This window comes from Cupriavidus sp. MEYA8 (assembly GCF_059278825.1).
Genome location: NZ_CM181221.1, coordinates 3,468,748 through 3,495,746, shown reverse-complemented (window position 1 = coordinate 3,495,746; position 26,999 = coordinate 3,468,748). Strand labels below are relative to the sequence as shown.

The window sequence follows — 26,999 nt, the reverse complement described above, 5'->3', positions numbered from 1 at the left end:
CCTTACTTGGCTGCGTTCGCCATGTAGTCCGACGCGGCGATCACGTCGGCGTCCGGGCCGGCGTAGCCACCCTTGGGCGGCATCACACCCTTGCCCTTCAGTGCGTAGTTGTGGACCGCGTCCATGCCTTCCTTCAGGCGCGGCGCCCAGGCGGCCTTGTCGCCAAACTTGGGCGCACCGGCCACGCCGGCGGCGTGGCAGGCGGCGCAGACCTGGTCATAGACCTTCTTGCCGACGTCGGCCGACGCAGCGGCTGGCGCCGCAGCTGGCGCCGCGGCAGCGGCTGCCGGAGCCGCAGCAGCGGGTGCGGCCGGTGCGGGCGCAGCAGCAGCCGCAGCGGCTTCCGGCGCCGCAGCGGTCGTCGGGGCAGCGGCAGCCGGTGCCGGCGGCTCGGGGAACTTCGCGCCACCGGCGTCGGCCATGTAGACCACGGCGCGGGCCAGTTCGTAATCGGTGTAGTCGTCAGGCGTGCTGCCGGCGCGCGGCGGCATTGCGCCCTTGCCGCCCAGCACCGACTTCATCAGGCCGTCAAAGCCCTGGCCGATACGCGCGCTCCAGTCGCCGGCAGTACCATACTTGGGCGCTCCCGCCGCGCCAGTGGCGTGGCAGGCCGCGCAGATTTCCTTGTAGACCTGTTCGCCGGTCTTGAACACGCGCGGTGCATTGGGGTCCTTGATTTCGAGCGACGCGACCGGCTTGATGCGGTCGTTGACGGCTTCCGCGGTGGTGGCAGTGCCGGCACTTTCAGTGGAGCCGTGTCCCACAAAGTTGACCAGGAGGACGATCACGAGGATCGGTACCAGGAAAGCCGCGACCACCACAGCGATCAGCTGCTTGGGGGTCTTGATGGGAGACTCGTGTTCGTGGTGTTCGTTGTGGACGTCGCTCATACAGAACTCTCAGTTTTGCAGGAAACCTTCTGGCCGCTCACCCTCGGCTTGCTTTATCTGGCCCTAGTCTGACCACTACCTGGCCCGCAGGGACCCGACAGAAGTCCGCCCCATGCTGCCTTGCGGCCATTGCCTGGCTCGGGTCTGTCGCTATTTGCGCACTTCGGAGTGTCTCCCGGGCCGGGCCCCGGATTGTCGCCGAAACCAAGCCGCAAAGCCTTGATCCTGGTCGACTGCGTGAGGGGCACGATTTGACGCAAATAGCTGGCGATTATAGCCCCATTCCACCCTTCGCCAGTGCCAAAAGCGGCGGTTGCGAGACGTAAGGCGGACCCTCCGGAGAGGCCCGCATGGACGGCGCGGGGCAAACGCGGTATCCTATGCGACTTTCCTGCGGCGGCATTCGCGCGCTGCATTGCTGTACCCGCAATACCGGTTTAAAAAACCGTCTCTGTGCGCCCGTAGCTCAATGGATAGAGTACTGCCCTCCGAAGGCAGGGGTTGCTGGTTCGATCCCAGCCGGGCGCGCCAATCCCATCCGGATTTCCCGCTTTTCCTCCGCCGCCGCCACCACCGCCGCGAAGAACAACAACGCACAACCACAGCCTGCGCGATAAGACGCCGATGTCGATGCTGATGGTCGATATTGACCGCTTCAAGCGCGTCAACGACAACTGGGCCACGCCAGCGGCGACCGCGTGCCGAAGAAGCTGGCCGACGTGATGCGCGCGACCGTGCGGGCCATCGACGTGCCGGGCGCGCATCGGCGGCGAGGAATTCGCCGTGCTGCTGCCGCGGATGGCAAAACGCGCCTCGAATAACGCGGCGGTTGCCCAGCCCGGTCAGCGCGTCGGTCTCGGCCAGTTCGCGCAGCGCTTCGCCGCGGGCGAGGTAGTGCGAAAACAGCTTGCGGAAGCCCTGCAGCGTGACCCACAGCAGCAGCCCCAACGATAGCGCGCTGGCCGCCAGCACCGCGCTCAGGTGCGAGGCGGTGCGCAGCAGCAGGGGGCGGAGGTCAGCGAAAGCTGAACTCATCATGTGCTATCCGGAATAAGAGGCAAAGAACTCGATGTGTCATTGCCAGATAAGGAATGATCGAGGCTGCCAGGTATGGATATCGCCACTGCTGGCATGGATATCGGCGCGCACTTAATTCGCGGCGCAAAAAGTTTCATGACGGTCCCGCCACCTTGCGCCACGGCCATGCTGATAGATTCACCCGACCACACCCTGTCCCGAATGCCCTGTCATGGTTATCTCGACAAGCCTCCCGCGCTGGCTGCGCGGCGCGTTGGCCGGCATTGCGCTGGCCGTGGCCGCGCACCCCGGCGAGGCCGCGCCGGTCAGCCTGCCAGGATCGCTGCCGAACATGGTCGGCCTCGGCGTCGGCTCTACCACCGAGTTCGCCGGCGGCAAGGACCGCATGATCGGCGTGGTGCCCGGCGTGCGCTACGTGACCCCGGGCGGCCGCCTGCTGGAATGGTATGGGCCGTATGCACAGTTCAATTTCGGCGGCCTGACGGGATTCCAGTGGGGGCCGGCGGTAGGGCTGCGGCTGGGCCGCAACAATGTCGACGATCCGGTGGTGGCGCAGGTGCACGAGATCGACACCACGGTGGAGGCGGGCGGGTACATCGGCTATGAATACCTGAACCCTGGCCGCGTCCCGTGGCGGCTGCGCGGCGGCATCAACGTGATGACCAATGCCGGCATCGTTTACGGCGGCAGCCGCGTCACCGCCACCGGCACCTTCTGGATGCCGCTGCACCAGCGCATCTACGCGGGCATGGGCCTGGGCGCGACCTGGGTCAGCGGCAGCTTCAACCGTACCTACTTCGGCGTAACGCCGGCGGATTCGGCAGCCAGCGGCCTGCCCGTCTACAGCCCGGGCGGCGGGCTGGAGCAGTTTACGGGCTGGCTGGCGATGATCTACCAGTTCGACAAGCACTGGTATGGCGGCGCGATGGTCTACGCGCAGCGGCTGGCCGGCGACGCGGCCGACAGCCCGATCGTCACGCAGCGCGGCACGCGCAACCAGATTACCTATGGCATCGGCCTGGCTTATTCGTGGCGCTAGGTGCGGTCCGGCGCGGGGCCGGCTTGCTATGATGCAGCATGGTCGACGAGCTAGTCATTCCCCACCACGAATACCTGATCACCGCGATCCGCGCGCAAGGCGCGGGCGGCCAGAATATCAACAAGGTATCCAACGCCGTGCACCTGCGTTACGACGTGCGGGACTCTTCGCTGCCGCCCGACCATAAGGAACGCCTTCTGGCCCTGCACGATCACCGCATCACGCGCGACGGCGTGGTGGTGATCAAGGCGCAGCAATTCCGCAGCCTCGAGCAGAACCGCGACGAAGCGGTGCGGCGCCTGCATGAACTGGTGCGCAGCGTGGCTACGCCGCCGCGCGTGCGGCGCGCCACGCGTCCGACGCTGGCATCGCGCCGGCGCAGGCTGGAAGGCAAGAGCCAGCGCAGCCAGGTCAAGGCGCTGCGCGGCAGGGTGCTCGACTAGCCCCGCTTGCGAGGCCAGCCTCAGGTCAGCGGGCCGACTGTAGCGCGGCAATGCGTTCCTCGATCGGCGGATGGCTGGAGAACAGCGCCATCCACGACTTGCCGCCGGCAATGCCCATGGCCTGCATGTTCTGCGGCAGTCCGTCCGGCTCCAGGCCGCCCAGGCGGCGCAACGCCGAGACCATCGGCGTGGGCGAACCCATCAGGCCCGATGCGCCGGCATCGGCGCGGAATTCGCGCTGGCGCGAGAACCACGCCACGATGATGCTGGCCAGGATGCCGAACACGATCTCGCAGACGATCACGGTCACCATGTAGCCGATGCCGGGGCCGCTCGATTCTTCGTCGTTCTTGCGCAGCATCGAATCGACGAAGTAGCCGACCACGCGCGCCAGGAAGATGACGAAGGTGTTGACCACGCCCTGGATCAGCGTCAGCGTGACCATGTCGCCGTTGGCCACGTGCGCGACCTCGTGCGCCAGCACCGCCTCCACTTCCTCGTGCGACATCGATTGCAGCAGACCGGTGGACACCGCCACCAGCGAGCTGTTCTTGGTTGCGCCGGTGGCGAAGGCGTTGGGTTCGCCGTCGTAGATTGCCACCTCGGGCATGGGCAGGCCGGCGCGCTGCGCCAGCTTTTCCACCGTCTGCACCAGCCACAGCTCGGTGCTGGTGCTCGGGTGGGTGATGACCTGCGCGCCGGTGGACCACTTGGCGATGGTCTTGGACATCAGCAGCGAGATAAACGAGCCGCCAAAACCCATCAGCGCCGCAAAGGCCAGCAGCATGCCCAGGTTCAGGCCGTTGGCGGTCAGGAAGCGGTTCACGCCGAGCACGCTGGCGGTGATGCTGAGGACGATCATGACGGCGATGTTGGTCGCCAGGAAAAGCAGTACGCGTTTCATGTGTGTATGGAATGCAGTCGAGTGCAATCGAAGTGGATGTGGAGCAACTACGGCGGGGATGCGGACGAGCCGCAAGCGCGCACCGCACCCGCGGCACGGCGCGCAGGAAACGGCGGACGCGGACAACCGCGGCCGCGCACGCTCAGGCGCGCGGCGGGCGGGGCAGCAGCGGCAGGTCGGGTTCGGGCAGCGCGGCGCCGGCGTAGCGCGGCCGGCCGGCGCGGCCCGCCCACGCTGCCAGGCGCAGCGGAGATGCCGGCAGCAGTTGCTCGGCAAGGTCGGCGCCGGGCTGCGGTTGCGGCTCGGGGGATTCGGGAGAAGGGACGGAATCGGCCGGGACGGACGGTTCAGCTTGCGCGACATCGCCGGCCATGTCATCGGACCTTTGGTCGGACATTTTGTCGGCTGCACTTGCAGCCGGTGCGGTGGCGGACGCCGCCAGCCCGTCGCCGATCGTACCCGCGGCGTGCGCGAGCGCGCCCGCCCAGCCCGGCAGGGGCAGGAAGGCCAGCATCATGACCAGCAGGAGAAGCCGGAGCGAACGCAATTGGGGGACGACTTATCGGTGGTGTTGAGGGATTCTACAGGATGCGCCATGACGTCGGCGCCGGCTGCCGCACGCCGCTGCAAGGTTGCGCAGACTGCCCTACACTAGCCAAAACCCTGGAGCGATTACAGGATTCGATCTTCCAAGACAGGACTTCCACCATGCGTATCGGCGAGCTTTCCCGTACCAGCGGCTGCGATGTCGAGACCATCCGCTATTACGAACGCGAGGGGCTGCTCGACGCCCCGCGGCGCGAGGCCAACGGCTACCGGCGCTATGACGACGGCCACCTGGTGCAGCTGAACTTCGTGCGCCATTGCCGCTCGCTCGGCATGAGCCTGTCGGACGTGCGCAGGCTGCGCGAGTTCGAGCGCAACCCGTCGCAGGATTGTGACGACATCAACACGCTGCTGGACCGCCAGATCGCGCAGATCCATGCGCAGCGGGTGGCGCTCGAAGCGCTGGAAGGGCAGTTGCGCGCACTGCGCGAAACCTGCCACCATCACCACCACCAGCCCGCCAGCGAATGCGGCATCCTGCAGAACCTGCAGCAGGCTGCCGCCGGGGCCGCCTGTGAATGCCATCCTGGCGCGCACGATAGCGCCGACGATAGCGGGCATGCCGCCAATGGGTGAGGTACGCGGCCGCATCGCTGTGCTACGATGACTGTCACCGTGATCGCACCACAGCGGTGCACGAGCCCGGGCGGCGCCTTGCATAGTAAGCAATGACTTACGTTGCCGGCCTTACGGCCAGATGGCCGCCGCACTCCAATCTTTTCCACATGACCGTGAACGATCGCCTGACGCCGATGACCGACGCGCCTGTCCGCCTGCAGCGGACCGGCCGCCCGCGCGCGTCCGCGTTCGCCATGTCCCCGCGCCGGATCAGCGCACCGCCTGCATCCGCCCGGTTCCCAGCCTGACTCTCCCCCACACGGGGCCCGGGCCGAACCGGGCCCGAGCCAGCCTCTCCATGGTTGCCGACGACTGACACGTCGCCGGCACCGTCGATATTCGCGCTGCTGCGCAAAGCCAAGACCTGACCGCGCTGCCGCCCGCCACGTTCATGCGGCCGGGCCGCGCTAATCCATGACTGCCGGAGGATCCGCCATGAAGGCCACCAAGAAGCAATCCGCCAAAACTACACGATCCACTCAGGTGGCGACCCCGTCGCTGTACCTGACCGAGCTCGACGTCACGCGCCTTGAGCGCATCGCCAGCCGCGCCGGCTCGACCCAGCTCGAAGACATGCTCGACAGCCTGCTGGCGCGCGCCACGATCGTTGCGCCTGACGAAATCCCGACCGATGTGGTCACCATGAACTCGCGCCTGGTGTGCACGCTGCCTGGCGATCCGTCGCCGCGCAACTGGACGCTGGTCTACCCGGATGCGGCCGATTTCGACGCCGGCCGGCTGTCGGTGCTGTCGCCGGTGGGCCAGGCGTTGCTGGGCGCACGTGCCGGCCAGACCGTCGGCTACCGCCTGCCGGACGGCCGTGAGCAGCAGGTGACGATCGGCGAGATCGCTTTCCAGCCGGAAGCCAGCGGCCAGTACACGCTCTGAGCGCAGCGCGCGCCCGCCGGCGCGTGCCGGCCTGGCCACACGCAAGCCCAGCCGCCTGCGTGCAACCGGCGCTCCGTGGACACCATTCATCGGCAAGCGAGTCGTTTCACGACTCGCAACGCACCATTCGTCGCAGCGGCATTTCTGCTTGCGCGCACTGTGACTAATCTTCAGTCCGTGCTCGCATCGCAACATAGATTGCCGGGCGGTCGGAGTTTCACCCGGCCAAAAAATAAGACCGACGAAATCAGTTGAAGGAGTCCCGAAATGATCGCCAGACGTATCCTTGGCGGCGCGCTTGTGTTCGCGGCAGTGGCCGCGTCCGCTGCGGCGTTGGCTGCCCCCGCCACCAGCAAGGTCGGCAAGTTTGATGTGTATGCCGATGCGCTGCGCGCCGGCAAGTACGACGTGTACACCGACGGCGCCAAGCAAGGCAAGTTCGATACATATACCGATGGCGCCCGCACCGGCCGCTTCGATGTGTATTCGGAAGGCTCGCGCCAGGGTGGCAAGTTCGACACCTTCACCGAAGGCACGCATACCTTCAGCGGCGAGATCTCTAAGCAAGGCAAGTTCGATACCTTCAGCGAAGGTACGCACACCTTCAGCGGCGATATCGCTGACCGCGCGCTCGACAACTCGCGCACGGGTGACGGCTCGCTGTACGGCTATCGCGTCTGAGCGGCACAGCCGAACGCCTGACCTTTCCGGTCCTCGCCTGACCTTAAGCGGCCACCACGGTGGCCGCACGTTTTCTCTCCCGCCTGCCCGGCCGACCTCCTCCTCCTTCTCTCTTCGCCTGGCAGGCGTTTTTCTCCCCCGTCTTTCTTCTCTTTGTCCGATTGTGCTGATTGCAAGCCCACGGCTGCGATAGCCTGCGCGCGTCTCATGCCGCCGGCGGCTGCGTGGCAGCGGCGTCGTGCCGCTCCGCCTGCGCCTTTGGCAGCCTGCGCGCGATCGCCGCGTACAGCAGCGGCACCGCCAGCGTACCCAGCACGAACGCCAGCGAGGTCATCACCACCGGGCGCAGGCGCTGGCGAGCCGCGCGCCCGGCGGCCTCCACCACGCTGGTCACGCCGCCTTCGCGCCGCGGTGCCCTTGGGCTAAGGCTTCAGGGCTCGCGCGCGGCGAAGGTGTCGCACTTGCGGACGTCGCCCGACTCGATGCCGCGGCGCAGCCAGCGCACGCGCTGTTCGCTGGAGCCGTGGGTAAAGGCCTCCGGCACGACATAGCCTTGCGACCGGCGTTGCAGCCGGTCATCGCCGATGGCGGCGGCGGCCTTCAGGCCTTCCTCGATATCGCCCGGTTCCAGCAGTTGCTGGTTGGCGCGCTGCGCGGTGGCGGCCCACACGCCGGCCAGGCAGTCGGCCTGCAGTTCCATGCGCACCGACAGCTGGTTGGCCTGCGCCTCGCCCATGCGGCGGCGCGCGGCGTCGACCTTTTCGGACACGCCCAGCAGGTTCTGCACATGGTGGCCGATCTCGTGCGCGATCACGTACGCCTGGGCAAAGTCGCCGCTGGCGCCAAAGCGCTTGCGCAGTTCGTCATAGAAAGCCAGGTCGATATAGACCTTCTGGTCGCCGGGGCAGTAGAAGGGGCCCATCGCCGACTGGCCCGTGCCGCACGCGGTCGGCGTGGCGCCGGAGAACAGCACCAGCGTCGGCGGTGCGTAGCGGCGGTTCAGCTCGGTCTCGAAGATGTGTTGCCAGGTGCGCTCGGTATTGCCCAGCACCTTGCGCGTGAACACCGTCATCTGGTCGGTGGCGGGCGGGCGGTTGGCCTGCTGCTGATGTTGCTGCTGGCCAGAGCCTTGCAGCACCGATGCGCCCTGCATGATCAGCATCGGGTCGATGCCGAAGAAATACGACGCGGCCAACGCGACGATGACCGTGCCAATGCCGATCGACTTGCCGCCCAGCCCGCCGAATCCGCCGCGGCGGTCTTCTACGTGCTGGCTTTCGGCTTCGTCATCGAGGCGCATGTTGCAGGCTCCTGGGGCAATGTGAGGGAGATCCGGGATTTGCCGGGTTGAAAGTCAGTATAGCAATGGGCTCGGGCGGCCCGCGTGCGCCCAAAACCGCCCCCCTTTTTGTACGCCTCTTTTGCCTTTCTGCGCCCCAAAAAAAACACCACCCGATCGCCCTGGAGACGGGCAACGCGGGCGGTGTGCGGCAAACATAAGAAACCGGGCTTGCGCCCGGTCCGGTCACTGCCTGAGCGTCCCGCGACGGGACGCTGGTGCGTCGGCTAGGCCAATGCGGCTTCCCGCGTGGACGAGGCCGTGGCCACTGCGCTGGCGCCGACTTCCGCCACGCGCAGCAGGTTGGTCGTCCCGCCCTGGCCGAACGGCATGCCGGCCGCGATGGTGATCTGGTCGCCCGGCGCGGCGTAGCCTTCCACCAGCGCCGCGCGCGTCGCGGCCTCGACCATCTCGTCGACGCTCTGCACGTCCGGGCTCACGGTGGAGTGGATGCCCCACGCGATCGCCAGCCGGCGCGCGATGTCCAGGTTGGGCGTGATGCTGACGATCGGCGCGCACGGCCGCTCGCGCGCGGCGCGCAGCGCGGTGGCGCCCGACGATGTATAGGTCACCGTGGCCGCCGCGCCGATGATCTGCGTGACCTCGCGCAGCGCGGCGCAGATCGCGTCCTGGCGCGTGTTCAGCGGGGTCTCGTGCTGCGCGTCGAGCAGGTTGCGGTACAGCGGGTCGCGCTCGACCTCGGTGACGATGCGGTTCATCATCGACACCGCCTGCACCGGGTAGCGGCCGTTGGCTGACTCGGCCGACAGCATTACCGCATCGGCGCCTTCGTAGATCGCGCTGGCCACGTCCGACGCTTCGGCGCGCGTCGGTACCGGCGAGTCGATCATCGATTCCAGCATCTGCGTGGCGATCACCACCGGCTTGCCCAGCTGGCGGCACACGCGCAGGATGCGCTTCTGCACGCCGGGCACGCGCTCGGGCGGCAGCTCAACGCCCAGGTCGCCGCGCGCCACCATCACCGAGTCGGACACGCGCACGATCTCTTCCAGCTGCTGCAGCGCGGCCGGCTTCTCGATCTTGGACAGGATGCCGGCACGGGTGCCGACGATCTCGCGCGCCTCGACGATATCCGACGGACGCTGCACGAACGACAGCCCGATCCAGTCCGCGCCCAGCGACAGCGCGAAGTCCAGGTCCTTGCGGTCCTTCGCCGTCAGCGCGGGGATGGGGATCACCGCGTCGGGCACGTTCACGCCCTTGCGGTCGGACAGCGTGCCGTTGTTGGCCACGCGCGTGGTGATGGTGCCAGTGGTGACCGACTCGATCGCCAGGCGCACCTTGCCGTCGTCGATCAGCAGCGACTGGCCCGGCTGCGCGGCTTCGAACAGCTCGGGGTGCGGCAGGTAGACGCGGGTGCCGTCGCCCGGGGTTGGGTCGCTGTCGAGCACGAACACGTCGCCGGTGCGCACCGCGACCTTGCCCGCGGCGAAGGTGCCGATGCGCAGCTTGGGACCCTGCAGGTCAGCCAGCACGGCGATGGGACGGCCGGTCTCGGCCTCGATCTGGCGCACCGCGTCGTAGCGCGCGCGGTGGTCGTCGTGCGTGCCGTGGCTGAAGTTCAGGCGGAACACGTCCGCGCCGGCCTCGAACAGCGCGCGGATCGCCGCGATGTCGGTGCTGGCGGGGCCGAGCGTGGCCACGATCTTCGCTTTGCGCTGGCGTCTCATGATGTCTCCTCTTCCATTCTCGGTTGCGGCGCTTCGGCGCCGCGAGTCAGTCGGTACTACGTTGGCGGCGATCGTCAGACGATCAGGATCGCGCGGAAGTCGTTCACGTTGGTACGGGTCGGGCCGGTGACGATCAGGTCGTCCACGCCGGCGAAGAAGCCGTAGCCGTCGTTGTTCTCCAGATGCGTGCGCGCATTCAGGCCACGCCCGGCGGCGCGGGTCAGCGTGTCGGGCGACAGCAGCGCGCCGGCGTTGTCTTCCGAGCCGTCGATGCCATCGGTATCGCCGGCAATCGCATGCACGCCGGGCAGGCCGTCGAGCGCCACCGCCAGCGACAGCAGGAACTCCGCATTGCGCCCGCCGCGGCCCTTGCCGCGCACGGTCACGGTGGTCTCGCCACCGGACAGCAGCACGCACGGCTTGCTGAAGGGCTGGCCGCGCTGGGCGACCTGGCGCGCGATGGCGGCGTGGACTTCGGCCACTTCGCGCGCTTCGCCCTCGATGCAGTCGGACAGGATGTGGGCCTCGAAGCCCAGTTCGCGCGCGCGCGCCGCGGCGGCTTCCAGCGATTGTTGCGCGGTCGCCAGCGTCACGCTGCGGTGGCCGTTGAAGCGCGCGTCGCCGGGCTTGGGCGTTTCACCCGCGCCGCTCTCCAGGTGCGCGCGCACATTGGCGGGCACGTCGATGCCGTACTTGGCGATCACGGCCAGCGCGTCGGCGCAGGTAGTCGCATCGGGCAGCGTCGGCCCGCTGGCGATGAGGGTCGGGTCATCGCCGGGAATATCGGAAATCAGCAGCGTCTCCACGCGCGCCGGCGCGCAGTGCAGCGCCAGGCGTCCGCCCTTGAGCGCGGACAGGTGCTTGCGCACGCAGTTCATCTCGCCGATGCTCGCGCCGCTCTTGAGCAGCGCCTTGTTCACGGCTTGCTTGTCGGCCAGCGTCAGGCCCGGCGCGGGCGCGGCCAGCAGCGCGGAGCCGCCGCCGGAAATCAGGCACAGCACCAGGTCGTCGGCGGTCAGGCCCTGCACCAGTTCCACCATGCGCTGCGCGGCGCGTGCGCCGGCTTCGTCGGGAACAGGGTGGGCGGCTTCGATCACTTCGATCCGCTTGCAATCGGCACCATGGCCGTAGCGCGTCACCACCAGCCCCGACAGCTCGCCTTGCCAGTTCGCTTCCACCGCTTGCGCCATCGCGGCGGCGGCCTTGCCGGCGCCGATCACCACGGTGCGGCCCTTGGGCGGCGCGGGCAGGTGCGGCGGCAGGCAGTGGCTGGCGCTGACGGAAGCGACCGCGGTATCGAACAGGTCGCGCAGCAGCGCGCGCGGATTGATCTGTCCGGGATGGGCTGCCGTGCGCTGGGGCGACAGCAGCGCGGCTTGGGGTTCGGTGGCGAGCATGAAGAATCCTGGTGCTGACGAGGTACTGGCTGACTGCGAAAGCTAGTCGTCCCCGCGGGGCGGGGACGACGGGGTTGCTGCTTACTTGGCGTTGGCGATCTGGTGGTTAGACATGATCTCGATCGCGCGGCACAGGGCCGAGTGGTCCTGCTTGCCAAGGCCGTTGGCCGAGCAGGTGTTGAACAGCTCCTGCGCGGTGGCGGTGTTGGGCAGTGCCACGCCCAGCGCCTTGGCACCCTGCAGCGCCAGGTTCAGGTCCTTCTGGTGCAGTTCGATGCGGAAGCCCGGATCGAAGGTGCGCTTGACCATGCGATCGCCATGCACTTCCAGGATGCGGGAGGCCGCGAAGCCGCCCATCAGCGCCTCGCGCACCTTGGCCGGATCGGCGCCCGCCTTGGAGGCGAACAGCAGCGCTTCGGACACAGCCTGGATGTTCAGTGCGACGATGATCTGGTTGGCCACCTTGGTGGTCTGGCCGTCGCCGTTGCCGCCCACCAGCGTGATGTTCTTGCCCATCAGCTCGAACAGCGGCTTGACCTGGTCGAAGGCCTCCTGCGGGCCGCCGACCATGATCGTCAGCGATGCGGCCTTGGCGCCGACTTCACCGCCCGACACCGGGGCGTCCAGGTACGAAGCGCCCAGCTTGTTGATGCGCGCGGCGAAGTCCTTGGTGGCGATCGGCGAGATCGAGCTCATGTCGACCACGATCTTGCCGTAGCTGGCTTCCTTGCCGGCGGCCTTCAGCGCGGCGGCAACGCCCTTGTCGGCAAACAGCACGGCCTCGACGTGCGGCGTGTCCGGCACCATGATGACGATGATGTCGGCGCGCTTGGCGACTTCCTCGGCGCTGGTGCAGACGGTCACGCCTGCATCGACCAGCGCTTGCGGGGCCGGGTTGACGTCATGCACAAACAGCGTGTGGCCGGCGGCGCGCAGGTGGCCCGCCATCGGTGCGCCCATGATGCCCAGGCCGATGAAGCCGACGTTGCGTTGGTTTGCCATATTGATGTCTCCTTGCTTGAGAGTAAGTCTGTCTTGGTTCGAGTAGGTGGTAGCGGGTTACCGCGGGGGCTTACTGCACGCCGTGCGCGGCGCGCCAGCCCAGGCCGGCTTCGGTGGTGGTCTTCGGCTTGTATTCGCAGCCGATCCAGCCGGTGTAGCCGATCTCGTCCAGGAACTTGAACAAATACTGGTAGTTCAGCTCGCCCGTGCCCGGCTCGTTGCGGCCCGGGTTGTCGGCCAGCTGCACGTGCCTGATCTTCGGCAGGTTGGCCTTGATGGTGTTGGCGATCTCGCCCTCCATCCGCTGCATGTGATAGATGTCGTACTGCACGTACAGGTTGGGCGCGTTGACCTGGTTGATCAGGTCGACTGCCTGCTGGGTGCGCGACAGGAAAAAGCCGGGAATGTCGAAGGTGTTGATCGGCTCGACCAGCAGGTCGATATGCTCGGCGGCCAGCGCGCCGGCGGCGAAGCGCAGGTTTTCCACCAGCGTTTCCTGGGCCTGTTCGCGCTTGACGTTCTGCGGCAGGATGCCGACCAGGCAGTTCAGCTGGCGCACGCCCAGCACCTTGGCGTACTTGATGGCCTCGCCCACGCCGTCCTGGAATTCGCCGGCACGGTCCGGGTGGCACGCAATGCCGCGCTCGCCCGCGTCCCACTTGCCGGCGGGCAGGTTGTGCAGCACCAGGTCCAGCTGGAAGCGGTTCAGGCGGTCAGCGATCTGGTCCGCGTGGAACGCATACGGGAAGAGGAACTCCACGCCGCGGAAGCCCGCGCGCGCGGCGGCTTCGAAGCGGTCGAGAAAGCCCACTTCGTTGAACAGCATGGTGAGGTTGGCCGCAAGTTTGGTCATTTGTCATCTCCTGTGACTTGGTTTTTGTTCGTCGTTCCCGCGGAGGCGGGAACCCAGTGACTTTCAAAGACACTGGATTCCCGCCTCCGCGGGAATGACGTGTCGGACTGCAAGGGGCTGTGGAGCCTTACGCCGTTTCTACTTCTTCGTTCAGGATGGCCTCGTCCGCATCCTCGATGTCTTCGATCGGCTCGAACTCGTTGATGTTGTCGATCTCGGTGCCCATCGCGATGTTGGTCACACGCTCCAGGATCACCTCGACCACCACCGGCACCGAGAACTCGGCCATCAGGTCGCGCGCTTCGGCAAAGGCGGGGGCGATGTCTTCCGGCTTGAACACGCGGATCGCCTTGCAGCCCAGGCCTTCCACCACCTTGACGTGGTCCACGCCGTAGCCGTTCAGCTCGGGCGAGTTGACGTTGTCGAAGGCCAGCTGCACGCAGTAGTCCATCTCGAAGTTGCGCTGCGCCTGGCGGATCAGGCCGAGATAGGAGTTGTTCACCACCACGTGGATGTACGGCACCTTGAACTGCGCGGCCACGGCCAGTTCCTCGATCATGAACTGGAAGTCGTAGTCGCCCGAGATCGCCACCACGTCCGAGTTCGGCGAAGCGGTCTTCACGCCGATCGCGGCCGGGATGGTCCAGCCCAGCGGGCCGGCCTGGCCGCAGTTGATCCAGTGGCGCGGCTGGTTCACCGACAGGAACTGCGCGGCGGCGATCTGCGACAGGCCGATGGTGCTGACATAGCGCACGTCGCGCGGGAAGTACTGGTTCATCTCGCGGTACACGCGCTGCGGCTTGACCGGCACGTTGTCGAAGTCGCTCTTGCGCTGCATGGTGCGGCGACGCTTCTGCACGTCGGCGACCCACGACTTGCGGCACGGCAGGCGGCCGGCCATCTTCATTTCGCGCGCGACTTCGACGAACAGCTCCAGCGCGGCCTTGGCGTCGGAGACGATGCCCAGGTCGGGGCCAAACACGCGGCCGATCTGGGTGGGCTCGATATCGACGTGCACGAACTTGCGGCCCTTGGTGTAGACGTCGACGCTGCCGGTGTGGCGGTTGGCCCAGCGGTTGCCGATGCCCATCACGAAGTCCGAGGCCAGCAGCGTCGCATTGCCGTAGCGGTGCGAGGTCTGCAGGCCGACCATGCCGGCTTGCAGCGGGTGGTCGTCGGCCAGCACGCCCCAGCCCATCAGCGTCGGCACCACCGGCACGTTGACCAGTTCGGCGAACTCGACCAGCAGATCCGAAGCGTCAGCGTTGATCACGCCGCCGCCGCAGACGATCAGCGGGCGCTCGGCCGCGTTCAGCATGGAGATGGCCTTTTCGATCTGGGCGCGCGAGGCGGCCGGCTTGTATGGCTGCAGCGACTGGTAGGTGTCGGGATCGAATTCGATCTCGGCGACCTGCACGTCGAACGGCAGGTCGATCAGCACCGGACCCGGGCGGCCCGAGCGCATGATGTGAAACGCTTGCTGGAACACTTGCGGCACCAGTGCCGGCTCGCGCACGGTCACGGCCCACTTGGTCACGGGCTTGGCGATCGACTCGATGTCGACGGCCTGGAAGTCCTCCTTGTACAGGCGCGCGCGCGGGGCCTGGCCGGTGATGCAGAGGATGGGGATCGAGTCCGCCCAGGCCGAGTACAGGCCGGTGATCATGTCGGTGCCGGCGGGGCCCGAGGTGCCGACGCAGACGCCGATATTGCCGGGTTCGGCACGGGTGTAGCCCTCGGCCATGTGCGAGGCGCCTTCGACGTGGCGGGCCAGAACGTGGCTGATGTTGCCCGACTTGCGCATTGCCGAGTAGAACGGGTTGATCGCCGCGCCCGGCACGCCGAACGCCGTGGTCACGCCTTCCTTCTCCAGAACCGCGATGGCCGCGTCGATTGCTCTCATCTTTGCCATGATCTTGTCTCCAATGGTGGTGGGATTCGCATTGGAGTCGATCCTATTCCCCCAACCGGGGCGGGATAAACAGAAGGACGATCAGTTGATTCGATACTTCGGGTATGGAATATGGCCTTGGAAGCCTGATGAGACGGTCGCCGACAGCACGCCGGCGTATGCAATTGGATATGCGGTGTGATGAAGCGGCCACGCTGCGCAGCGGTGGGTACGCCCCGGGGCCACCCGGCGCGGTGTCTATCCGGCACGTGCCCATGCGGCGAAAATGGCGGCATCCCGTTGCCCGTGCCGATCATGTATTCCAGGCTGCCGCCGACCTACGAACTGCTTGAAGCGCTTGACGCCTCCAGCGCGCCCGCGCCGCCATCGGAGCGCGCGCCGGCTGGCGGGCTGGCCCGCTTGCTGTGGATCGGCTTTATCGTCGCGCTGGTGGCGACCCTGCTCGGCGGCGGTGCGCTGGCCGCGTGGCGGCTGTGGCTGAAGCACCCGGTACCACCGTGGTCGCTGCGCGCCTTCGAGGCGTTTCTGGCCGCGGCGGCCGCCTGCTATGTGGGCGCCGGGCTGGCGCGCACCCGCCCGGTGCTGGCCAGGCTGCGCAACCCGCTGCGCTGGCAAGCCCGGGAAATGGACCGCCAGCGCGCGGCCGAGGACGCGCTGCTGCGGCAGCTGGCGCGCATCCCGCCGGCGCAGCTGGAAGCGCGCCAAAGGCGCGTGGCCTTGCAGCTGCGGCTATGGGAGGGGGCTGCACGTACCGTGGGCCTGCTGCTGGCTCTGGCGCCCGCCGCGGTGGTGCTGGCCGGCGCGTGGCGCGCCTTGCCGCGTCCGGAGCAGGCGGTGCCGACGCTGCTGTGGGGCTATGGCGTAATGCTGGTCGCCGGCGGCGCCAGCTACCTGTACCTGCATGTGCAGTGCAGCCGGCCGTTGCGGCGGCTGGCCTACGTGCTGGGCGAAGCCGCGCGGATGAACGCCGAACTGGATGCGCGGCGCGCGCAACGCGCCGCCGCTGCACGCGAAGCGTGATCAGGCCGCGGCGAGATAGGTCTGCACCAGCCGCACCCAGGCCGCCGCGCCCAGCGGCAGCACCGCGTCGTTGAAGTCGTAGCCGGGGTTGTGCACCATGCAGCCGCCGAATTCGCCTTCGCCGTTGCCGAGGATCAGGTAGCACCCCGGCACTGCGTTGAGCATCCACGCAAAGTCCTCGCTGCCGTTGAGTCCCTTTAGCGCCTGCGTGACCACGTTGTCCGCGCCGACCAGCTCGGTGCAGACGCGCTGCGCCAGCAGCGTTTCGGCTTCGGCGTTGACCATCGGCGGCGTCAGCTGGCGGTAGTCGATCTCCGCCTCCACGCCATGTGCCTGTGCCGTCAGCGCGACGATCTCGCGGATGCGCTGCTCGACCAGCGCACGGGTCTCGGGCCGCGCGGCGCGCACGTTGAGCCCCAGCGTCACGGCTTCCGGAATCACGTTGTGCGTGGCGCCGCCGCGAATGAAGCCGACTGATACCACGGCGGTATCGTCAGGTGCGACATTGCGCGCCACCACGGTCTGCAGCGCGGTGACGATGGCCGCCGCCGCCGCGATCGGGTCGCGCGCGCGGTGCGGCATCGCGCCGTGGCCGCCCACGCCGCGCACGGTCACGTCGGCCACGTCCGACGACAGGCTCACCGGCCCCGGCAGCACGCGGAACGATCCCGCCGGCACGCCCGGCATGTTGTGCAGCGCGAAGATCGCATCGCACGGAAAGCGCTCGAACAGCCCGTCCTCGATCATCGCGCGCGCGCCGCACAGGTTTTCTTCGTCGGGCTGGAAGATCAGGTTGAGCGTGCCGTCGAATTCGGGCTGGTCGGCAATCGCCCTGGCCGCCGCCAGCAAAATTGCGGTATGGCCGTCGTGGCCGCACGCGTGCATCTTGCCGGGCACGCGGCTGGCGTAGGGCAGGCCGGTGGCCTCGGTGATCGGCAGCGCGTCCATGTCGGCGCGGATGCCGAGGCGGCGCGCGCCGCTGCCGCGCTTGAACTGCCCGACCACGCCGCTCTTGCCGATGCCGGTGTGGACCTCGTAGCCCCATTCGGCCAGCAGCGTCGCCACCAGCTTGCTGGTCGCCCCCACCTCGAAGCCCAGTTCGGGCTGCGCGTGGATCTGGCGGCGGATGCCGACGAAGGTTTCGGCGTCGATGCCGAGCGCCGGCAGCAGGTGCGGCAGGTACTGGAACGGCTGGAGCGTCGGTGTGCGGGTCATGGGTTCGGTCTCCGGAAAATGGTCAGGGTTCAGTGGGCGCGGATCAGTGGGCGCGGATGCCGCGGATGCGCAGCACGGCGAGCAGCGTGATCACGCCGCAGACCAGCATGTAGAGGGCCGGCGACATCGGGTTGCCGGTGCGGGCCAGCATCCACGTGACGATGAATTGCGACGAGCCGCCGAACACCGTCACGCCCACGCTGTAGATCACCGACAGGCCGCTGGCGCGCACGCCGGCGGGCAGCATCTCCAGCATCATCAGGAACATCGGCGTGGTGCCGAGGTTGACCAGCGCCGTCAGCAGCGCCGACACGCACAGCACCAGCGGCACGCTCGGGTAGGCATTGATCAGCCAGAACGCCGGGTACACCGCCAGCATGCTGAGCACCAGCGATGCGACCACCAGCGGCTTGCGCGCGACCAGGCGGTCAGCGAGGTGGCCGGCGAACAGCGACACCACCGTCAGCGTCAGCCCGGTGACACAGCCCGACAGAAACGAGAGCGACGCCGGCATATGCAGCACGCGGATCATGTAGGTCGGCATGAAGAACACCACCAGGTACATCGTCGCGGTGCCGGCCGTGGTCGCCAGGATGCCCTTGAGCACGGTGGCCCAGTGGTTGCGGAACAGCTCGCCGAGTGGGCTCGGCGCGTGGTCGTCGGCCTGGTGGGTTTCGTCGAGGTGCGCGCGGATATACAGCCCCACCGGCGCGATCAGCAGGCCGACCAGGAAGGGCAGGCGCCAGCCCCAGCTCTCCAGCGACGCGGCCGGCAGCACGGCGTACAGCGCGGCGCCGGTCAGCGCGCCCAGCAGCGCCGAGATGCCCTGGCTGCCGAGCTGCCAGCTGACGCGCCAGCCGCGGCCCTTGACCCCGCCTGCCTCCATCAGCATCGCGGTCGAGGCACCGATCTCGCCGCCGAGCGAAAAGCCCTGCAGCAGGCGGCCCGCCACGATCATCAGCGAGCCGGCGATGCCGGCCGACGCATACGGCGGCGCCAGCGCGATGCACAGCGTGCCCAGCACCATCAGGCCGATGGTCAGCGTCATCGCAGCCTTGCGGCCGCGCCGGTCGGCGTAGCTGCCGATCAACACGCCACCGAGCGGGCGCATCACGAAGCCGATGCCGAAGGTGGCGACCGCCAGCAGCAGCGAGCCGTAAGGACTGTCGGAGGGGAAGAACAGCTTGCCGATCAGCAGCGAGAAGAAGCTGTAGACGGTGAAATCGAACATCTCCAGCGCGTTGCCCAGCGAGCACGCCGCGATCAGGCGGAACTGGCTCTGGTTGCGAGGCGTGCTGACGGTGGCGGCGGGGGCGGCCGCGACGCTGGCAGGCGTCGCGAGGGTGGCGTCGTTCATGCAAGTTCTCCACGAACTGGTGGGGGGCTGCACGCACGGCGGACCGGTGTTGTCAGGGCCCGGTGAGCAGGAGCGGCTCGCGCGGCAGTCAGGTTGGCAACCTGTGGCGCTGAGTATTCAGGCAAACGGCCCGGGACAAAAAATCATATATTTTCATCCTGATAACCAGATCGAATCACCGTCATAACCGGTGTCGTCCCGATATCGGGAAAACTACTGAAGGGCGCCGGCAAAGCCTTGGCCGATGCGGCGAAGGGACGGAAGTGCTGCCCGCGACGCGCATCGGCGCCGCGCCCGCGGATGGGGCGTGTTGCCCCGCGCCGGGGCATGGCGCACGGCAATGCACGGCACCCTGGAACAGGAAACGAAATCGATGAAGCTGCACCAACTGCGGGTCCTGCTGGCCGTGGCAGAGCACGGCAGCATCCATGAAGCGGCGCGCGCGCTGCATATCTCGCAGCCGGCGCTGTCCAAGGCCATCGCCGAGCTGGAACGCGAGCTCGGCGTGACGCTGCTGTCGCGCTCGGTGCGCGGCGTCAGCCTGACCGCCTACGGGCTGGCGCTGGTCAAGCGCGCCAGCGTGGTCGAGCAGGAGCTGCGGCATGCGCTGGAAGACATCGAATCGATCCGCGGCCATGCCGAGGCGGAGCTGAACATCGGCTTTACCGCGGTGGCGTCGAGCGGCCCGCTGCCCGCGGCCATCGCGGCGTTCCGGCAGCGCTTTCCCAACGTGGCGCTGCGCGGCTTCGAGCTGCGCCCGCAGCAGATCCAGGAAGGCCTGCGCGAAGGGCGGCTCGACCTGGGCCTGATCTCCACCAACAGCGGCCCCGGCTCGGCCTCGCTGCAATGGGAGCCGCTGTTCTCGGTCGGCATGAAGCTGGCGGTGCGCGCCGGGCACCCGCTGCGCCGCACGCGCCGGCTGCGGCCACTGCTGGACGCCGACTGGCTGGTGCTCGACCCGGTCGACGATGCCGGCAGCCCGCTCGCCAGCCTGATGCGGCTGCACCGGATGGAAATGCCGCGCCGGGTGGTGCAGAGCGCATCGAACCTGCTCGGCCTGCAGCTGGCCACGCGCACCGACCTGGTCAGCATGTGGTCGGACTTTGTCTTCCACGGCACCGGCGGCCCGCTGCAGCTGGCCCGCGACCAGCTGGTGCCGCTGCCGATCCAGGACGAGCTGCCGGATTTCCGCGTTTTCCTGGTCTATCGCTCGGTCGACCTGATGACGCACGCCTGCGCGGAATTCAGCCGCGAAGTGCGGCATTGTGCCCGCGAGCGCCGCGATGCGCCGCCCGCCATGCGCCGGGCCCGATCCGCTTCATAAGCGCCGCCGGGATGCCACGGCGGCGCCGATGCCGCACAATGGCGCCCGGGAGACTGATATCCGATGGACAAACTCAAGCAAATCGAAGCCTTTATCGCCGTGGTGGAGCACGGCAGCATGGCCGCCGCGGCGCTGACGCAGAACGTCACGCCGGTGATGATCGGCCGGCGCATCAACGCGCTGGAGGCGCGTATCGGCGTCAAGCTGCTGCACCGCTCCACGCGCCGCATCGCCGTGACCGAGCAGGGGGCGGTGTTCATGGAGCAATGCAAGAAGGCGCTCGCCGACCTGGACCGCGCCGAGATGCTGATCGCCGAAGGCAAGCACAAGGCCACCGGCCACCTGATCGTGTCGGCGCCGGCCGCGTTCGGCCGCAAGCACGTGGCGCCGCACGCGCCGGCCTTCCTGGCCGCCAACCCGGAAGTGCAGATCTCGTTCAACCTGACCGACCGCGTGGTCGACCTGGTGCGCGAGGGCTATGACGTCGGTATCCGCATCGGCGGCGCGATCGACCCCAACTTCGTCGCGATCAAGCTGGCGCAGAACAAGCGCGTGGTATGCGGCACGCCGGCGTACTTTGCCAAGTACGGCGTGCCGCAGACGCTGGACGACCTCGAGCACCACAACTGCCTGGCGTTCAACCTGCAGGGCGGCCAGCAGCGCGGCTGGTACTTCAGCCAGAACGGCAAGACCGTGACGGTGCGCGTCAACGGCAACCTCGACTGCAACGACGGCGAGCTGCTGCACCGCTGGACCGGCGAAGGGCTCGGGCTGGGCTGGCGCTCGACCTGGGAGATCCTGCCGCAGCTAGAGAGCGGCGAGCTGATCACCGTGCTCGACGAATACGCGCTGCCCGACTACGACATCCTCGCGGTGTACCCGCAGCAGCGCCCGGTGCCGGCCAAGATCCGTTTCTTTATCGAGCACCTGAAAGCCCAGTTCGCGCGCCCCGGTTACTGGATGGCCGGCGGCAACGGCGACTGAGCGCAACGGGACGAGATGCCAATATCAGCCTGGCTGGCGGATCTCGTCGTCATCGTGCACGGGCTGTTTATCGTGTTCGTGGTGGCTGGCGGCCTGCTGGTGCTGCGCTGGCCGCGGCTGGCGTGGGTCCACCTGCCCGCCGCGGCGTGGGGCGTGCTGATCGAGTGGTCCGGGTGGATCTGCCCGCTGACGCCGCTGGAGAATGCGCTGCGCAGTGCCGCGGGGGAGGCGGGCTACAGCGGCGGATTTATCGAGCGCTACCTGTTGCCGCTGATCTATCCGCCGGGCCTGACGCCCGCCGTGCAGCTGTGGCTGGGATTGGTGGTGTTGGTCGTCAACGTGGCGGTCTACGCGGTTTGGTGGCGCCGCCGGCGCCACCACTGAGCTACAGGCTTCAACGCGCCGGGTCAAACCGCGGCACGCGTTTCTCCATGTTGGCCAGCACCGCCTCACGCTGGTTGGGCGAGCCGACCAGCCGGTCCTGCTCGTCCGACTCGGCCTGCAGGATAGCGGCATTGTCGCCGCGCTCGACCACCGCCATCAGCCGCTTGGCCGCGCGGATCGCATCCGGGTTCTTCTGCGCCACCTGGCGCGCCGCTTCCAGCGCCGCGGCGCGCGGGTCGTCGGCAACGTAGGTGGCGAACCCCAGCTCGCACGCTTCGATGCCATTGAGCACGCGCGCGCTGTAGACCAGCTCGCGCAGCACGTCGGGCCGAACCAGACCGCGCGTCAGCACCATGCCGGCCATGTCGGGCACGAGGCCCCACTTCATCTCCATCACCGACAACTTCGTGTCGGGCGCGACGTAGCGCACATCGGCACCCAGCGCCACCTGCAGGCCGCCGCCGAACGCCACGCCGTGCACCGCCGCGAACACCGGCACCGGCAGCTCGCGCCACACCATGCAGGCATATTGCGGGCGATTGGAAATGCCGTTGGTGCGCTTGCCGAGCCGCCCGCCGCCGATGCTGTCGCTTTCGCTGCCGCCATCGCCGGACAGCATGCCGGCCATGCGGCCCATGTCCAGGCCCGCACAGAACGCGCGGCCTTCGCCCGACAGCACCACGGCGCGCAAGTCCTGTGTGCGCGCCAGCTGCTCGCCGGTCTCGATCAGCGCATCGAACATCTGCTGGTCGAGCGCGTTCATCTTGTCGGGACGGTTCAGGCGGACGTCGGCGACGCCGCCTTCGATGGTGACGATGATCCGTTCATTGCTGCTGGCGCTCATGCGCGGGCTCCTTGAGTTGATGTGCCGGGTGTGCCGGTTGTGCTGCAGGCGGCGAGAACGCTGCTCAGCGCCCCTTGAACTGCGGCTTGCGCTTCTCGACAAAGGCGGCGACGCCTTCCTTGCAGTCTTCGCTGCGGCTGGCACGCGACTGCAGCGTGGCCTCGACTTCCAGCTGCGCGGCCAGGTCATTGCCGAAGCTCTGGTTCAGGGCTTCCTTGATCATGCCGTAGGCCAGCGTCGGCATGCTGGCCAGGTGGCGCGCGAGCTTGCCGGCTTCGTCCTGCAGCGCGGCATCGTCATGGACCTTCCACACCAGGCCGATGCGTTGCGCTTCCTCGGCGTCGATCTTCTCGGCCAGGATGGCCAGCGCGCGGGCGCGCATCTCGCCGGCATAGCGCGGCAGGAAGTAGGTGCTGCCGGCATCGGGAATCAGGCCGATCTTGGAGAACGCCTGCAGGAAGCTGGCCGAGCGGCCCGCCAGCACCACGTCGCCGGCCAGCGCCAGGCTCATGCCCGCGCCGGCGGCCACGCCGTTGACCGCGGTAATGACCGGCTTGGGCATCTGGCGCAGCGCCAGGATGATCGGGTGATAGCGCTCGCGCAGCATCTGGCCGGAATCCTGCAGGCCATTGCCGCCGGCCTGGCGCGCGGCCAGGTCGGCGCCGGCGCAGAAGCCGCGGCCGGCGCCGGTGATCAGCACGGCGCGCACTTCGGCATCGGCCGCGGCGCGTTCCACGCCTTCGCGCAGCTCGCGCATCAGCTCGGCGTTCATCGCGTTGAGCACGTCGGGGCGGTTCAGGGTCAGCGTCGCCACGCCTGCGTCGGTTTGGTAAAGCACGGATGCTGTCATCGTTGGATCTCCATGTATCGTTGTGGTTGCTCTTGTGTTCTCCGGGTCGCGCGTCAGCGCATGGGCTTGAGCGCATCGGCCGACGCGTCGCCCAGCTTGCTGCCGCCGTCGCAGTCAAGGATGGTGCCGGTGACGAAGTGCGCGTTGTCGCTGCTCAGGTACATGGCGGCGCCGGCGATATCGTCCTTGGTGCCGTAGTCGCGCAGCGCCAGGCGGGCCTTGTAGCGCGCCTCCACCTCGGGCGTCGGCGCCAGCCGCGCCATGCCTTCGGTATCGGCGATCGGGCCCGGCGAGATGCCGTTGACGCGCACGCCGGCCGGCCCCCATTCCATTGCCAGGCACTTGATCAGCATATTGATCCCGGCCTTCGCCGCGCAGGCATGAGCCTGGAACATCATGGCGTTGACGCCTTGCGGCGCCGTGATGGCGATCAGCGATGCGCCGGGCTTGCTCAGGTGGTCGAAGCTGGCGCGGAACACATTGAAGGTGCCGAGCAGGTCGATGTCGACCACGGTCTTGAACGCATTGGCCGACATGCCGACCACCGGCGCGAGGAAATTGCCGGCGGCGCCGGAGATCACCACGTCGATCGGGCCGAGTTCCTGGCGCGTGCGCGCCAGTGCCGCTTCCACCGCCGCGTAGTCGCGCACGTCGGCCGCCATGCCGATCGCGGTGCTGCCCGCGGCGGCGATGCCATCGGCCGCGGCCTGGATGCGGTCTTCGGTGCGGCTGATCAGCGCCAGCTTCGCGCCGGCGCGGGCGAAGCCGTGCGCGATGCCGAGGTTGATGCCGGAAGAGGCGCCGGCGATGAATACGGTCTTGCCGGAGAAGGCGTCTGCGCGAAAGGCACTGGGCATGGGTAGTCCTCTTGATCGATGGTCAGGCAATGCGAGGGATGACCGCGCCCGCCAGAGGCGGGGCGCTCAGGAAACGAAAACCGGGAGAGGGTGCGAACGCAGGCCGGACGGCCGCGCGGGCACGGTGCGATCACGCATGACGGGTCTCCATGACGGTTGTTCTGATGCGCGTCCGCGGCGATGCCGCGGCGCAGGCCTCTGTGTTGGGCCCTCGCGATCCTAACCCGAAGCACGCATTCGGTTATGGCCGCTTTGCGCCGGCGACGGAAAGTGGCCGGCCCGGCAATGTGCGCCAGCCCGCACGGCCTTGCGGCGGCCGGCACATGCGCAAGTGATTGGCCGGAAAGGGAAATTGCCGCGCTGCGGCATTGCTCGCGAGGACCCGCCGGCTAACGATGCTCGGCGCGGCAAAAGCCAGCCCTCAGAAAAAAGAAAGCCCGCACACCGTTGCAGCGTGCGGGCGGCCTTCCGGCGATGATGCGCGAAAGGCAGAGTGCTCATGAAGTGCGCCCCCGCGTCTTCATGGCGAGGACAAGTGTGCCCGGGCGCGGCCCAGGCCGCTTTGACTCACGTCAAGCGCGGGTCAACGGCCAGTCCCTCTCCTACGCCAGCAGCGCCGCGACCAGGTCCTTGCCTCGTGCCACCGGCGCGGTTTCCTCGAAATGCAGCGCGCTTTCGACATGGCTGAGGTGGTCCACCATCAGCGTGACGGCGCGCTCGACATCGCCCGCGCGCGCCGCCTCGATGAATTCGCGATGCTCGTCCGACGAGCACGCCGCGTCGCGGCGGGACTGGTACAGCATGGTGATGACCGCGCTGCGCGCGGACAGCTCGCGCATCATCTCGGTCAGCACGCCATTGCCGACCACCTCGGCCAGCACGATATGGAAATCGCCGAGCAGCCGGGTGCGCACCTGCGCGTCGTTGCCGCCCAGCGACTTGCGCTCGGCGGCGAGGTGCTTGTCGATGCGCTTGTAGTCGGCCGCGGTTGCCCTGGCGACGAACTCGCGCGCCAGCGCCGCTTCCAGGATGCGCCGCACGGCGAAGACCTCGCGCGCTTCTGCCGCGCTGGGCTTGGCCACGAACGCCCCCTTGTCCGGCACGATCTGGATGACCTTGTCCTTGCTCAGCATCAGCAGCGCCGCGCGCACCTTGGTGCGGCTGACGCGGTAGACGCTGGCCAGCGCCTCCTCGCGCAGCTTGGTGCCAGGCGGCAGGCGGTGCGAGACGATCGCCGCGACGATGTCGTCGGCGATCGCTTCAGCGGTCATGTCGGGATCGATATGCTCGGGCATGGCAGCGCACTTGCGCAGGGGCTGCGCGTTGGGGAAATGCCGTGATTCTAGCGCCCCGCGACACTCCCCGGCACGGCGGCGGGCGAACCGGCCACGGCGTTGTCATCCGTCATGGCGGCGAGGCCGGCGTCCAGGTCGGTCGCTTCGATCGTGCCGTTGAGCACGCCACGCGCCCGTTCGCGGTCGATATCCTTCTCCCATGCGGCCACCACCACGGTTGCGACGCAGTTGCCGATCAGGTTGCCGAGCGCGCGCGCGATGCCGATGAACCAGTCCACCGACAGCACCAGCACCAGGCCGATCGCCGGGATTGCCGGATGCGCCGACAGCGTCGCCGCCAGGATCACGATGGCCGAGCCTGGAATGCCGTGCGCGCCCTTGGAGGTGACCAGCGCCACCGCCAGGATACCGAGCAGGTCGCCCATTGCCAGCGGCGTGTTGGTGGCCTGGGCGATGAACACCGCGGCCAGCGTCAGGTAGATCGAGAACGCATCCAGGTTGAACGAATAGCCGGTCGGGATCACCAGGCCCACCACCGACTTCTTGATGCCCATGAACTCCAGCTTCTTCATCACCTGCGGCAGCACGCTGTCGGACGAGGCCGTGCCCAGCACCACCAGCAGCTCGGCACGCAGGTAGCGGATCAGCTTGATCACCGAGAAGCCGCACACGCGCATGATGGTGCCCAGCACCACCAGCACGAACACGATCACCGCACCGTAGAACAGGAACACCAGGAAGCCCAGCTGCTTGAGCGAGCCGATGCCGTACTTGCCCACGGTGAAGGCCACCGCGCCCAGCACGCCCAGCGGCGCCAGCTTGATGATGAAGCCCATCATCTTGAACAGCGTGTGCGAGAAGGTATCGATCAGCTTGACCAGCGGCCGGCCCGGCTCGCCCACCAGCGACAGCGCGCAGCCGAACAGGATCGACACCAGCAGCACCTGCAGCACGTCGCCGTTGGCAAAGGCGCCGAACACGGTATTGGGAATCAGCTTGAGCAGGAAGTCGACCGTGCCCTGGTCCTTGACCTTGGTGGCATTGTCGATAAAGCCGGCAATGGCCGACGCGTCGAGCGAGCGCGGATCCACGTTCATGCCGACGCCGGGCTGGAACACATATGCCAGCAGGATGCCCAGCGCCAGCGCGATGGTGGTGACGATCTCGAAATACACCACTGCCTTGATGCCGACGCGTCCAACCTTCTTCAGCTCGCCGGCGCCGCAGATGCCGGCCACCACCACGCAGAACACGATCGGGCCGATCAGCATCTTGATCAGCTTGATAAAGGCATCGCCGAGCGGCTTGAGCTTGGCGGCGAATTCGGGAAAGGCGAGGCCGAGTGCCGTGCCAATCACCAGGGCGATCAGCACCTGGCCGAACAGCGAGCGGGTAAAGCGGGTGTGCAGGCGTGGGGTGCCCGGGCGGTGCTGCGAGGGAACTGCGTGCTGCATGGTTGTCTCCGTGCCGGGCCGGTCCTGCGCATGTGCGCTGGCTGGCCCATTTCGATCCAGGAATCACCGGCGGCCCCGTGCTGCTCTGACGGCTGGGTGGGCTGCCGGCCTTAC

26 protein-coding genes, 1 tRNA gene and 1 pseudogene are annotated in these 26,999 nt (G+C 67.9%); 11 read left to right on the top strand and 17 right to left on the bottom strand.

Features of this window, described 5'->3' with window-relative positions:
• Positions 1 to 2: 2 nt before the first annotated feature.
• A complete protein-coding gene (locus tag AC5WJ1_RS16425) occupies positions 3 to 890 on the bottom strand; it encodes a c-type cytochrome (RefSeq protein WP_133097827.1) in 888 nt (295 codons plus the stop codon).
• Between the two features lie 455 nt (positions 891 to 1,345).
• On the opposite strand from AC5WJ1_RS16425, the gene AC5WJ1_RS16420 reads away from it, so the two are divergent.
• From AC5WJ1_RS16420 to arfB, 4 genes are all read left to right on the top strand, one after another.
• Positions 1,346 to 1,421: transfer RNA gene (locus AC5WJ1_RS16420), tRNA-Arg, on the top strand.
• Positions 1,422 to 1,588: 167 nt separating this feature from the next.
• Positions 1,589 to 1,711: a hypothetical protein gene (locus AC5WJ1_RS16415; protein ID WP_276609601.1), complete on the top strand. Its 123-nt coding sequence runs from the start codon at positions 1,589 to 1,591 to the stop codon at positions 1,709 to 1,711.
• Between the two features lie 428 nt (positions 1,712 to 2,139).
• Positions 2,140 to 2,967, top strand: a complete 828-nt coding sequence (locus AC5WJ1_RS16410; protein ID WP_494476216.1) for a MipA/OmpV family protein — start codon at positions 2,140 to 2,142, stop codon at positions 2,965 to 2,967.
• A gap of 38 nt (positions 2,968 to 3,005) precedes the next feature.
• Positions 3,006 to 3,410, top strand: a complete 405-nt coding sequence (gene arfB / locus AC5WJ1_RS16405; protein ID WP_135706122.1) for an alternative ribosome rescue aminoacyl-tRNA hydrolase ArfB — start codon at positions 3,006 to 3,008, stop codon at positions 3,408 to 3,410.
• Between the two features lie 25 nt (positions 3,411 to 3,435).
• On the opposite strand, the gene htpX is transcribed toward arfB, so the two are convergent.
• The gene (gene htpX / locus AC5WJ1_RS16400; protein ID WP_135706121.1) at positions 3,436 to 4,314 is read right to left on the bottom strand and encodes a protease HtpX; all 879 of its coding nucleotides are present in this window, start codon (positions 4,312 to 4,314) and stop codon (positions 3,436 to 3,438) included.
• A gap of 142 nt (positions 4,315 to 4,456) precedes the next feature.
• Complete coding sequence (locus tag AC5WJ1_RS16395) at positions 4,457 to 4,831, bottom strand: hypothetical protein (RefSeq protein WP_195427172.1); 375 nt, start codon at positions 4,829 to 4,831, stop codon at positions 4,457 to 4,459.
• Positions 4,832 to 5,022: 191 nt separating this feature from the next.
• Between AC5WJ1_RS16395 and AC5WJ1_RS16390 the strand changes: the two genes are divergently transcribed.
• The 3 genes from AC5WJ1_RS16390 to AC5WJ1_RS16380 all read left to right on the top strand — a co-directional run bounded on the left by AC5WJ1_RS16390 (position 5,023) and on the right by AC5WJ1_RS16380 (position 7,107).
• Positions 5,023 to 5,496, top strand: coding sequence for a Cd(II)/Pb(II)-responsive transcriptional regulator (locus tag AC5WJ1_RS16390; protein ID WP_133097801.1), 474 nt, complete (start codon positions 5,023 to 5,025; stop codon positions 5,494 to 5,496).
• Between the two features lie 477 nt (positions 5,497 to 5,973).
• The gene (gene rnk / locus AC5WJ1_RS16385; protein ID WP_135706119.1) at positions 5,974 to 6,426 is read left to right on the top strand and encodes a nucleoside diphosphate kinase regulator; all 453 of its coding nucleotides are present in this window, start codon (positions 5,974 to 5,976) and stop codon (positions 6,424 to 6,426) included.
• 267 nt (positions 6,427 to 6,693) lie between these two features.
• Positions 6,694 to 7,107, top strand: coding sequence for a hypothetical protein (locus AC5WJ1_RS16380; protein ID WP_029046599.1), 414 nt, complete (start codon positions 6,694 to 6,696; stop codon positions 7,105 to 7,107).
• 205 nt (positions 7,108 to 7,312) lie between these two features.
• Here the strand turns inward: AC5WJ1_RS16380 and AC5WJ1_RS16375 are convergent.
• The 7 genes and pseudogenes from AC5WJ1_RS16375 to gcl all read right to left on the bottom strand — a co-directional run.
• Positions 7,313 to 7,516, bottom strand: a pseudogene (locus tag AC5WJ1_RS16375) (efflux RND transporter permease subunit); the annotation flags it as partial.
• A 21-nt stretch (positions 7,517 to 7,537) separates the two neighbouring features.
• On the bottom strand, positions 7,538 to 8,407 hold the full coding sequence (gene ypfJ, locus AC5WJ1_RS16370; protein ID WP_195427171.1) for a KPN_02809 family neutral zinc metallopeptidase: 870 nt from the start codon (positions 8,405 to 8,407) through the stop codon (positions 7,538 to 7,540).
• A 266-nt stretch (positions 8,408 to 8,673) separates the two neighbouring features.
• A complete protein-coding gene (pyk, locus tag AC5WJ1_RS16365; protein ID WP_133097797.1) occupies positions 8,674 to 10,137 on the bottom strand; it encodes a pyruvate kinase in 1,464 nt (487 codons plus the stop codon).
• Between the two features lie 74 nt (positions 10,138 to 10,211).
• Positions 10,212 to 11,534 (bottom strand): glycerate kinase type-2 family protein, encoded by a 1,323-nt coding sequence (locus tag AC5WJ1_RS16360; protein WP_195427170.1) that lies wholly within the window; start codon positions 11,532 to 11,534, stop codon positions 10,212 to 10,214.
• Between the two features lie 81 nt (positions 11,535 to 11,615).
• Positions 11,616 to 12,536, bottom strand: a complete 921-nt coding sequence (locus tag AC5WJ1_RS16355) for a 2-hydroxy-3-oxopropionate reductase (protein WP_135706117.1) — start codon at positions 12,534 to 12,536, stop codon at positions 11,616 to 11,618.
• Positions 12,537 to 12,606: 70 nt separating this feature from the next.
• On the bottom strand, positions 12,607 to 13,389 hold the full coding sequence (hyi, locus tag AC5WJ1_RS16350) for a hydroxypyruvate isomerase (RefSeq protein WP_133097794.1): 783 nt from the start codon (positions 13,387 to 13,389) through the stop codon (positions 12,607 to 12,609).
• Positions 13,390 to 13,516: 127 nt separating this feature from the next.
• Entirely contained in the window at positions 13,517 to 15,301 is a 1,785-nt protein-coding gene (gene gcl, locus AC5WJ1_RS16345; protein ID WP_135706116.1) for a glyoxylate carboligase, read from the bottom strand.
• Positions 15,302 to 15,595: 294 nt separating this feature from the next.
• Between gcl and AC5WJ1_RS16340 the strand changes: the two genes are divergently transcribed.
• On the top strand, positions 15,596 to 16,321 hold the full coding sequence (locus AC5WJ1_RS16340) for a hypothetical protein (protein ID WP_195427169.1): 726 nt from the start codon (positions 15,596 to 15,598) through the stop codon (positions 16,319 to 16,321).
• On the opposite strand, the gene AC5WJ1_RS16335 is transcribed toward AC5WJ1_RS16340, so the two are convergent.
• Positions 16,322 to 17,536: a M20 aminoacylase family protein gene (locus tag AC5WJ1_RS16335; protein ID WP_195427168.1), complete on the bottom strand. Its 1,215-nt coding sequence runs from the start codon at positions 17,534 to 17,536 to the stop codon at positions 16,322 to 16,324.
• Between the two features lie 43 nt (positions 17,537 to 17,579).
• A complete protein-coding gene (locus AC5WJ1_RS16330; protein WP_195427167.1) occupies positions 17,580 to 18,893 on the bottom strand; it encodes an MFS transporter in 1,314 nt (437 codons plus the stop codon).
• A gap of 373 nt (positions 18,894 to 19,266) precedes the next feature.
• Here AC5WJ1_RS16330 and AC5WJ1_RS16325 point away from each other — a divergent pair, with 373 nt between their 5' ends.
• The 3 genes from AC5WJ1_RS16325 (at position 19,267) to AC5WJ1_RS16315 (ending at position 21,585) form a co-directional block, all read left to right on the top strand.
• Positions 19,267 to 20,217 carry a LysR family transcriptional regulator gene (locus AC5WJ1_RS16325; protein WP_133097789.1) on the top strand — a complete coding sequence of 317 codons (951 nt, stop codon included), beginning with the start codon at positions 19,267 to 19,269 and terminating at the stop codon, positions 20,215 to 20,217.
• Positions 20,218 to 20,280: 63 nt separating this feature from the next.
• On the top strand, positions 20,281 to 21,201 hold the full coding sequence (locus AC5WJ1_RS16320) for a LysR family transcriptional regulator (protein ID WP_133097788.1): 921 nt from the start codon (positions 20,281 to 20,283) through the stop codon (positions 21,199 to 21,201).
• Positions 21,202 to 21,216: 15 nt separating this feature from the next.
• Entirely contained in the window at positions 21,217 to 21,585 is a 369-nt protein-coding gene (locus tag AC5WJ1_RS16315; protein WP_195427166.1) for a DUF2784 domain-containing protein, read from the top strand.
• A gap of 10 nt (positions 21,586 to 21,595) precedes the next feature.
• Here AC5WJ1_RS16315 and AC5WJ1_RS16310 read toward each other — a convergent pair whose 3' ends face one another.
• From AC5WJ1_RS16310 to AC5WJ1_RS16290, 5 genes are all read right to left on the bottom strand, one after another.
• Positions 21,596 to 22,429, bottom strand: a complete 834-nt coding sequence (locus AC5WJ1_RS16310) for a crotonase/enoyl-CoA hydratase family protein (protein WP_195427165.1) — start codon at positions 22,427 to 22,429, stop codon at positions 21,596 to 21,598.
• A 64-nt stretch (positions 22,430 to 22,493) separates the two neighbouring features.
• Complete coding sequence (locus tag AC5WJ1_RS16305) at positions 22,494 to 23,279, bottom strand: enoyl-CoA hydratase-related protein (RefSeq protein WP_135706112.1); 786 nt, start codon at positions 23,277 to 23,279, stop codon at positions 22,494 to 22,496.
• Between the two features lie 53 nt (positions 23,280 to 23,332).
• A complete protein-coding gene (locus tag AC5WJ1_RS16300; RefSeq protein WP_195427164.1) occupies positions 23,333 to 24,136 on the bottom strand; it encodes an SDR family oxidoreductase in 804 nt (267 codons plus the stop codon).
• Positions 24,137 to 24,738: 602 nt separating this feature from the next.
• Positions 24,739 to 25,431: a GntR family transcriptional regulator gene (locus AC5WJ1_RS16295; protein ID WP_133097783.1), complete on the bottom strand. Its 693-nt coding sequence runs from the start codon at positions 25,429 to 25,431 to the stop codon at positions 24,739 to 24,741.
• A 47-nt stretch (positions 25,432 to 25,478) separates the two neighbouring features.
• Positions 25,479 to 26,885, bottom strand: coding sequence for a C4-dicarboxylate transporter DctA (locus AC5WJ1_RS16290; RefSeq protein ID WP_133097782.1), 1,407 nt, complete (start codon positions 26,883 to 26,885; stop codon positions 25,479 to 25,481).
• Between the last annotated feature and the right edge of the window lie 114 nt (positions 26,886 to 26,999).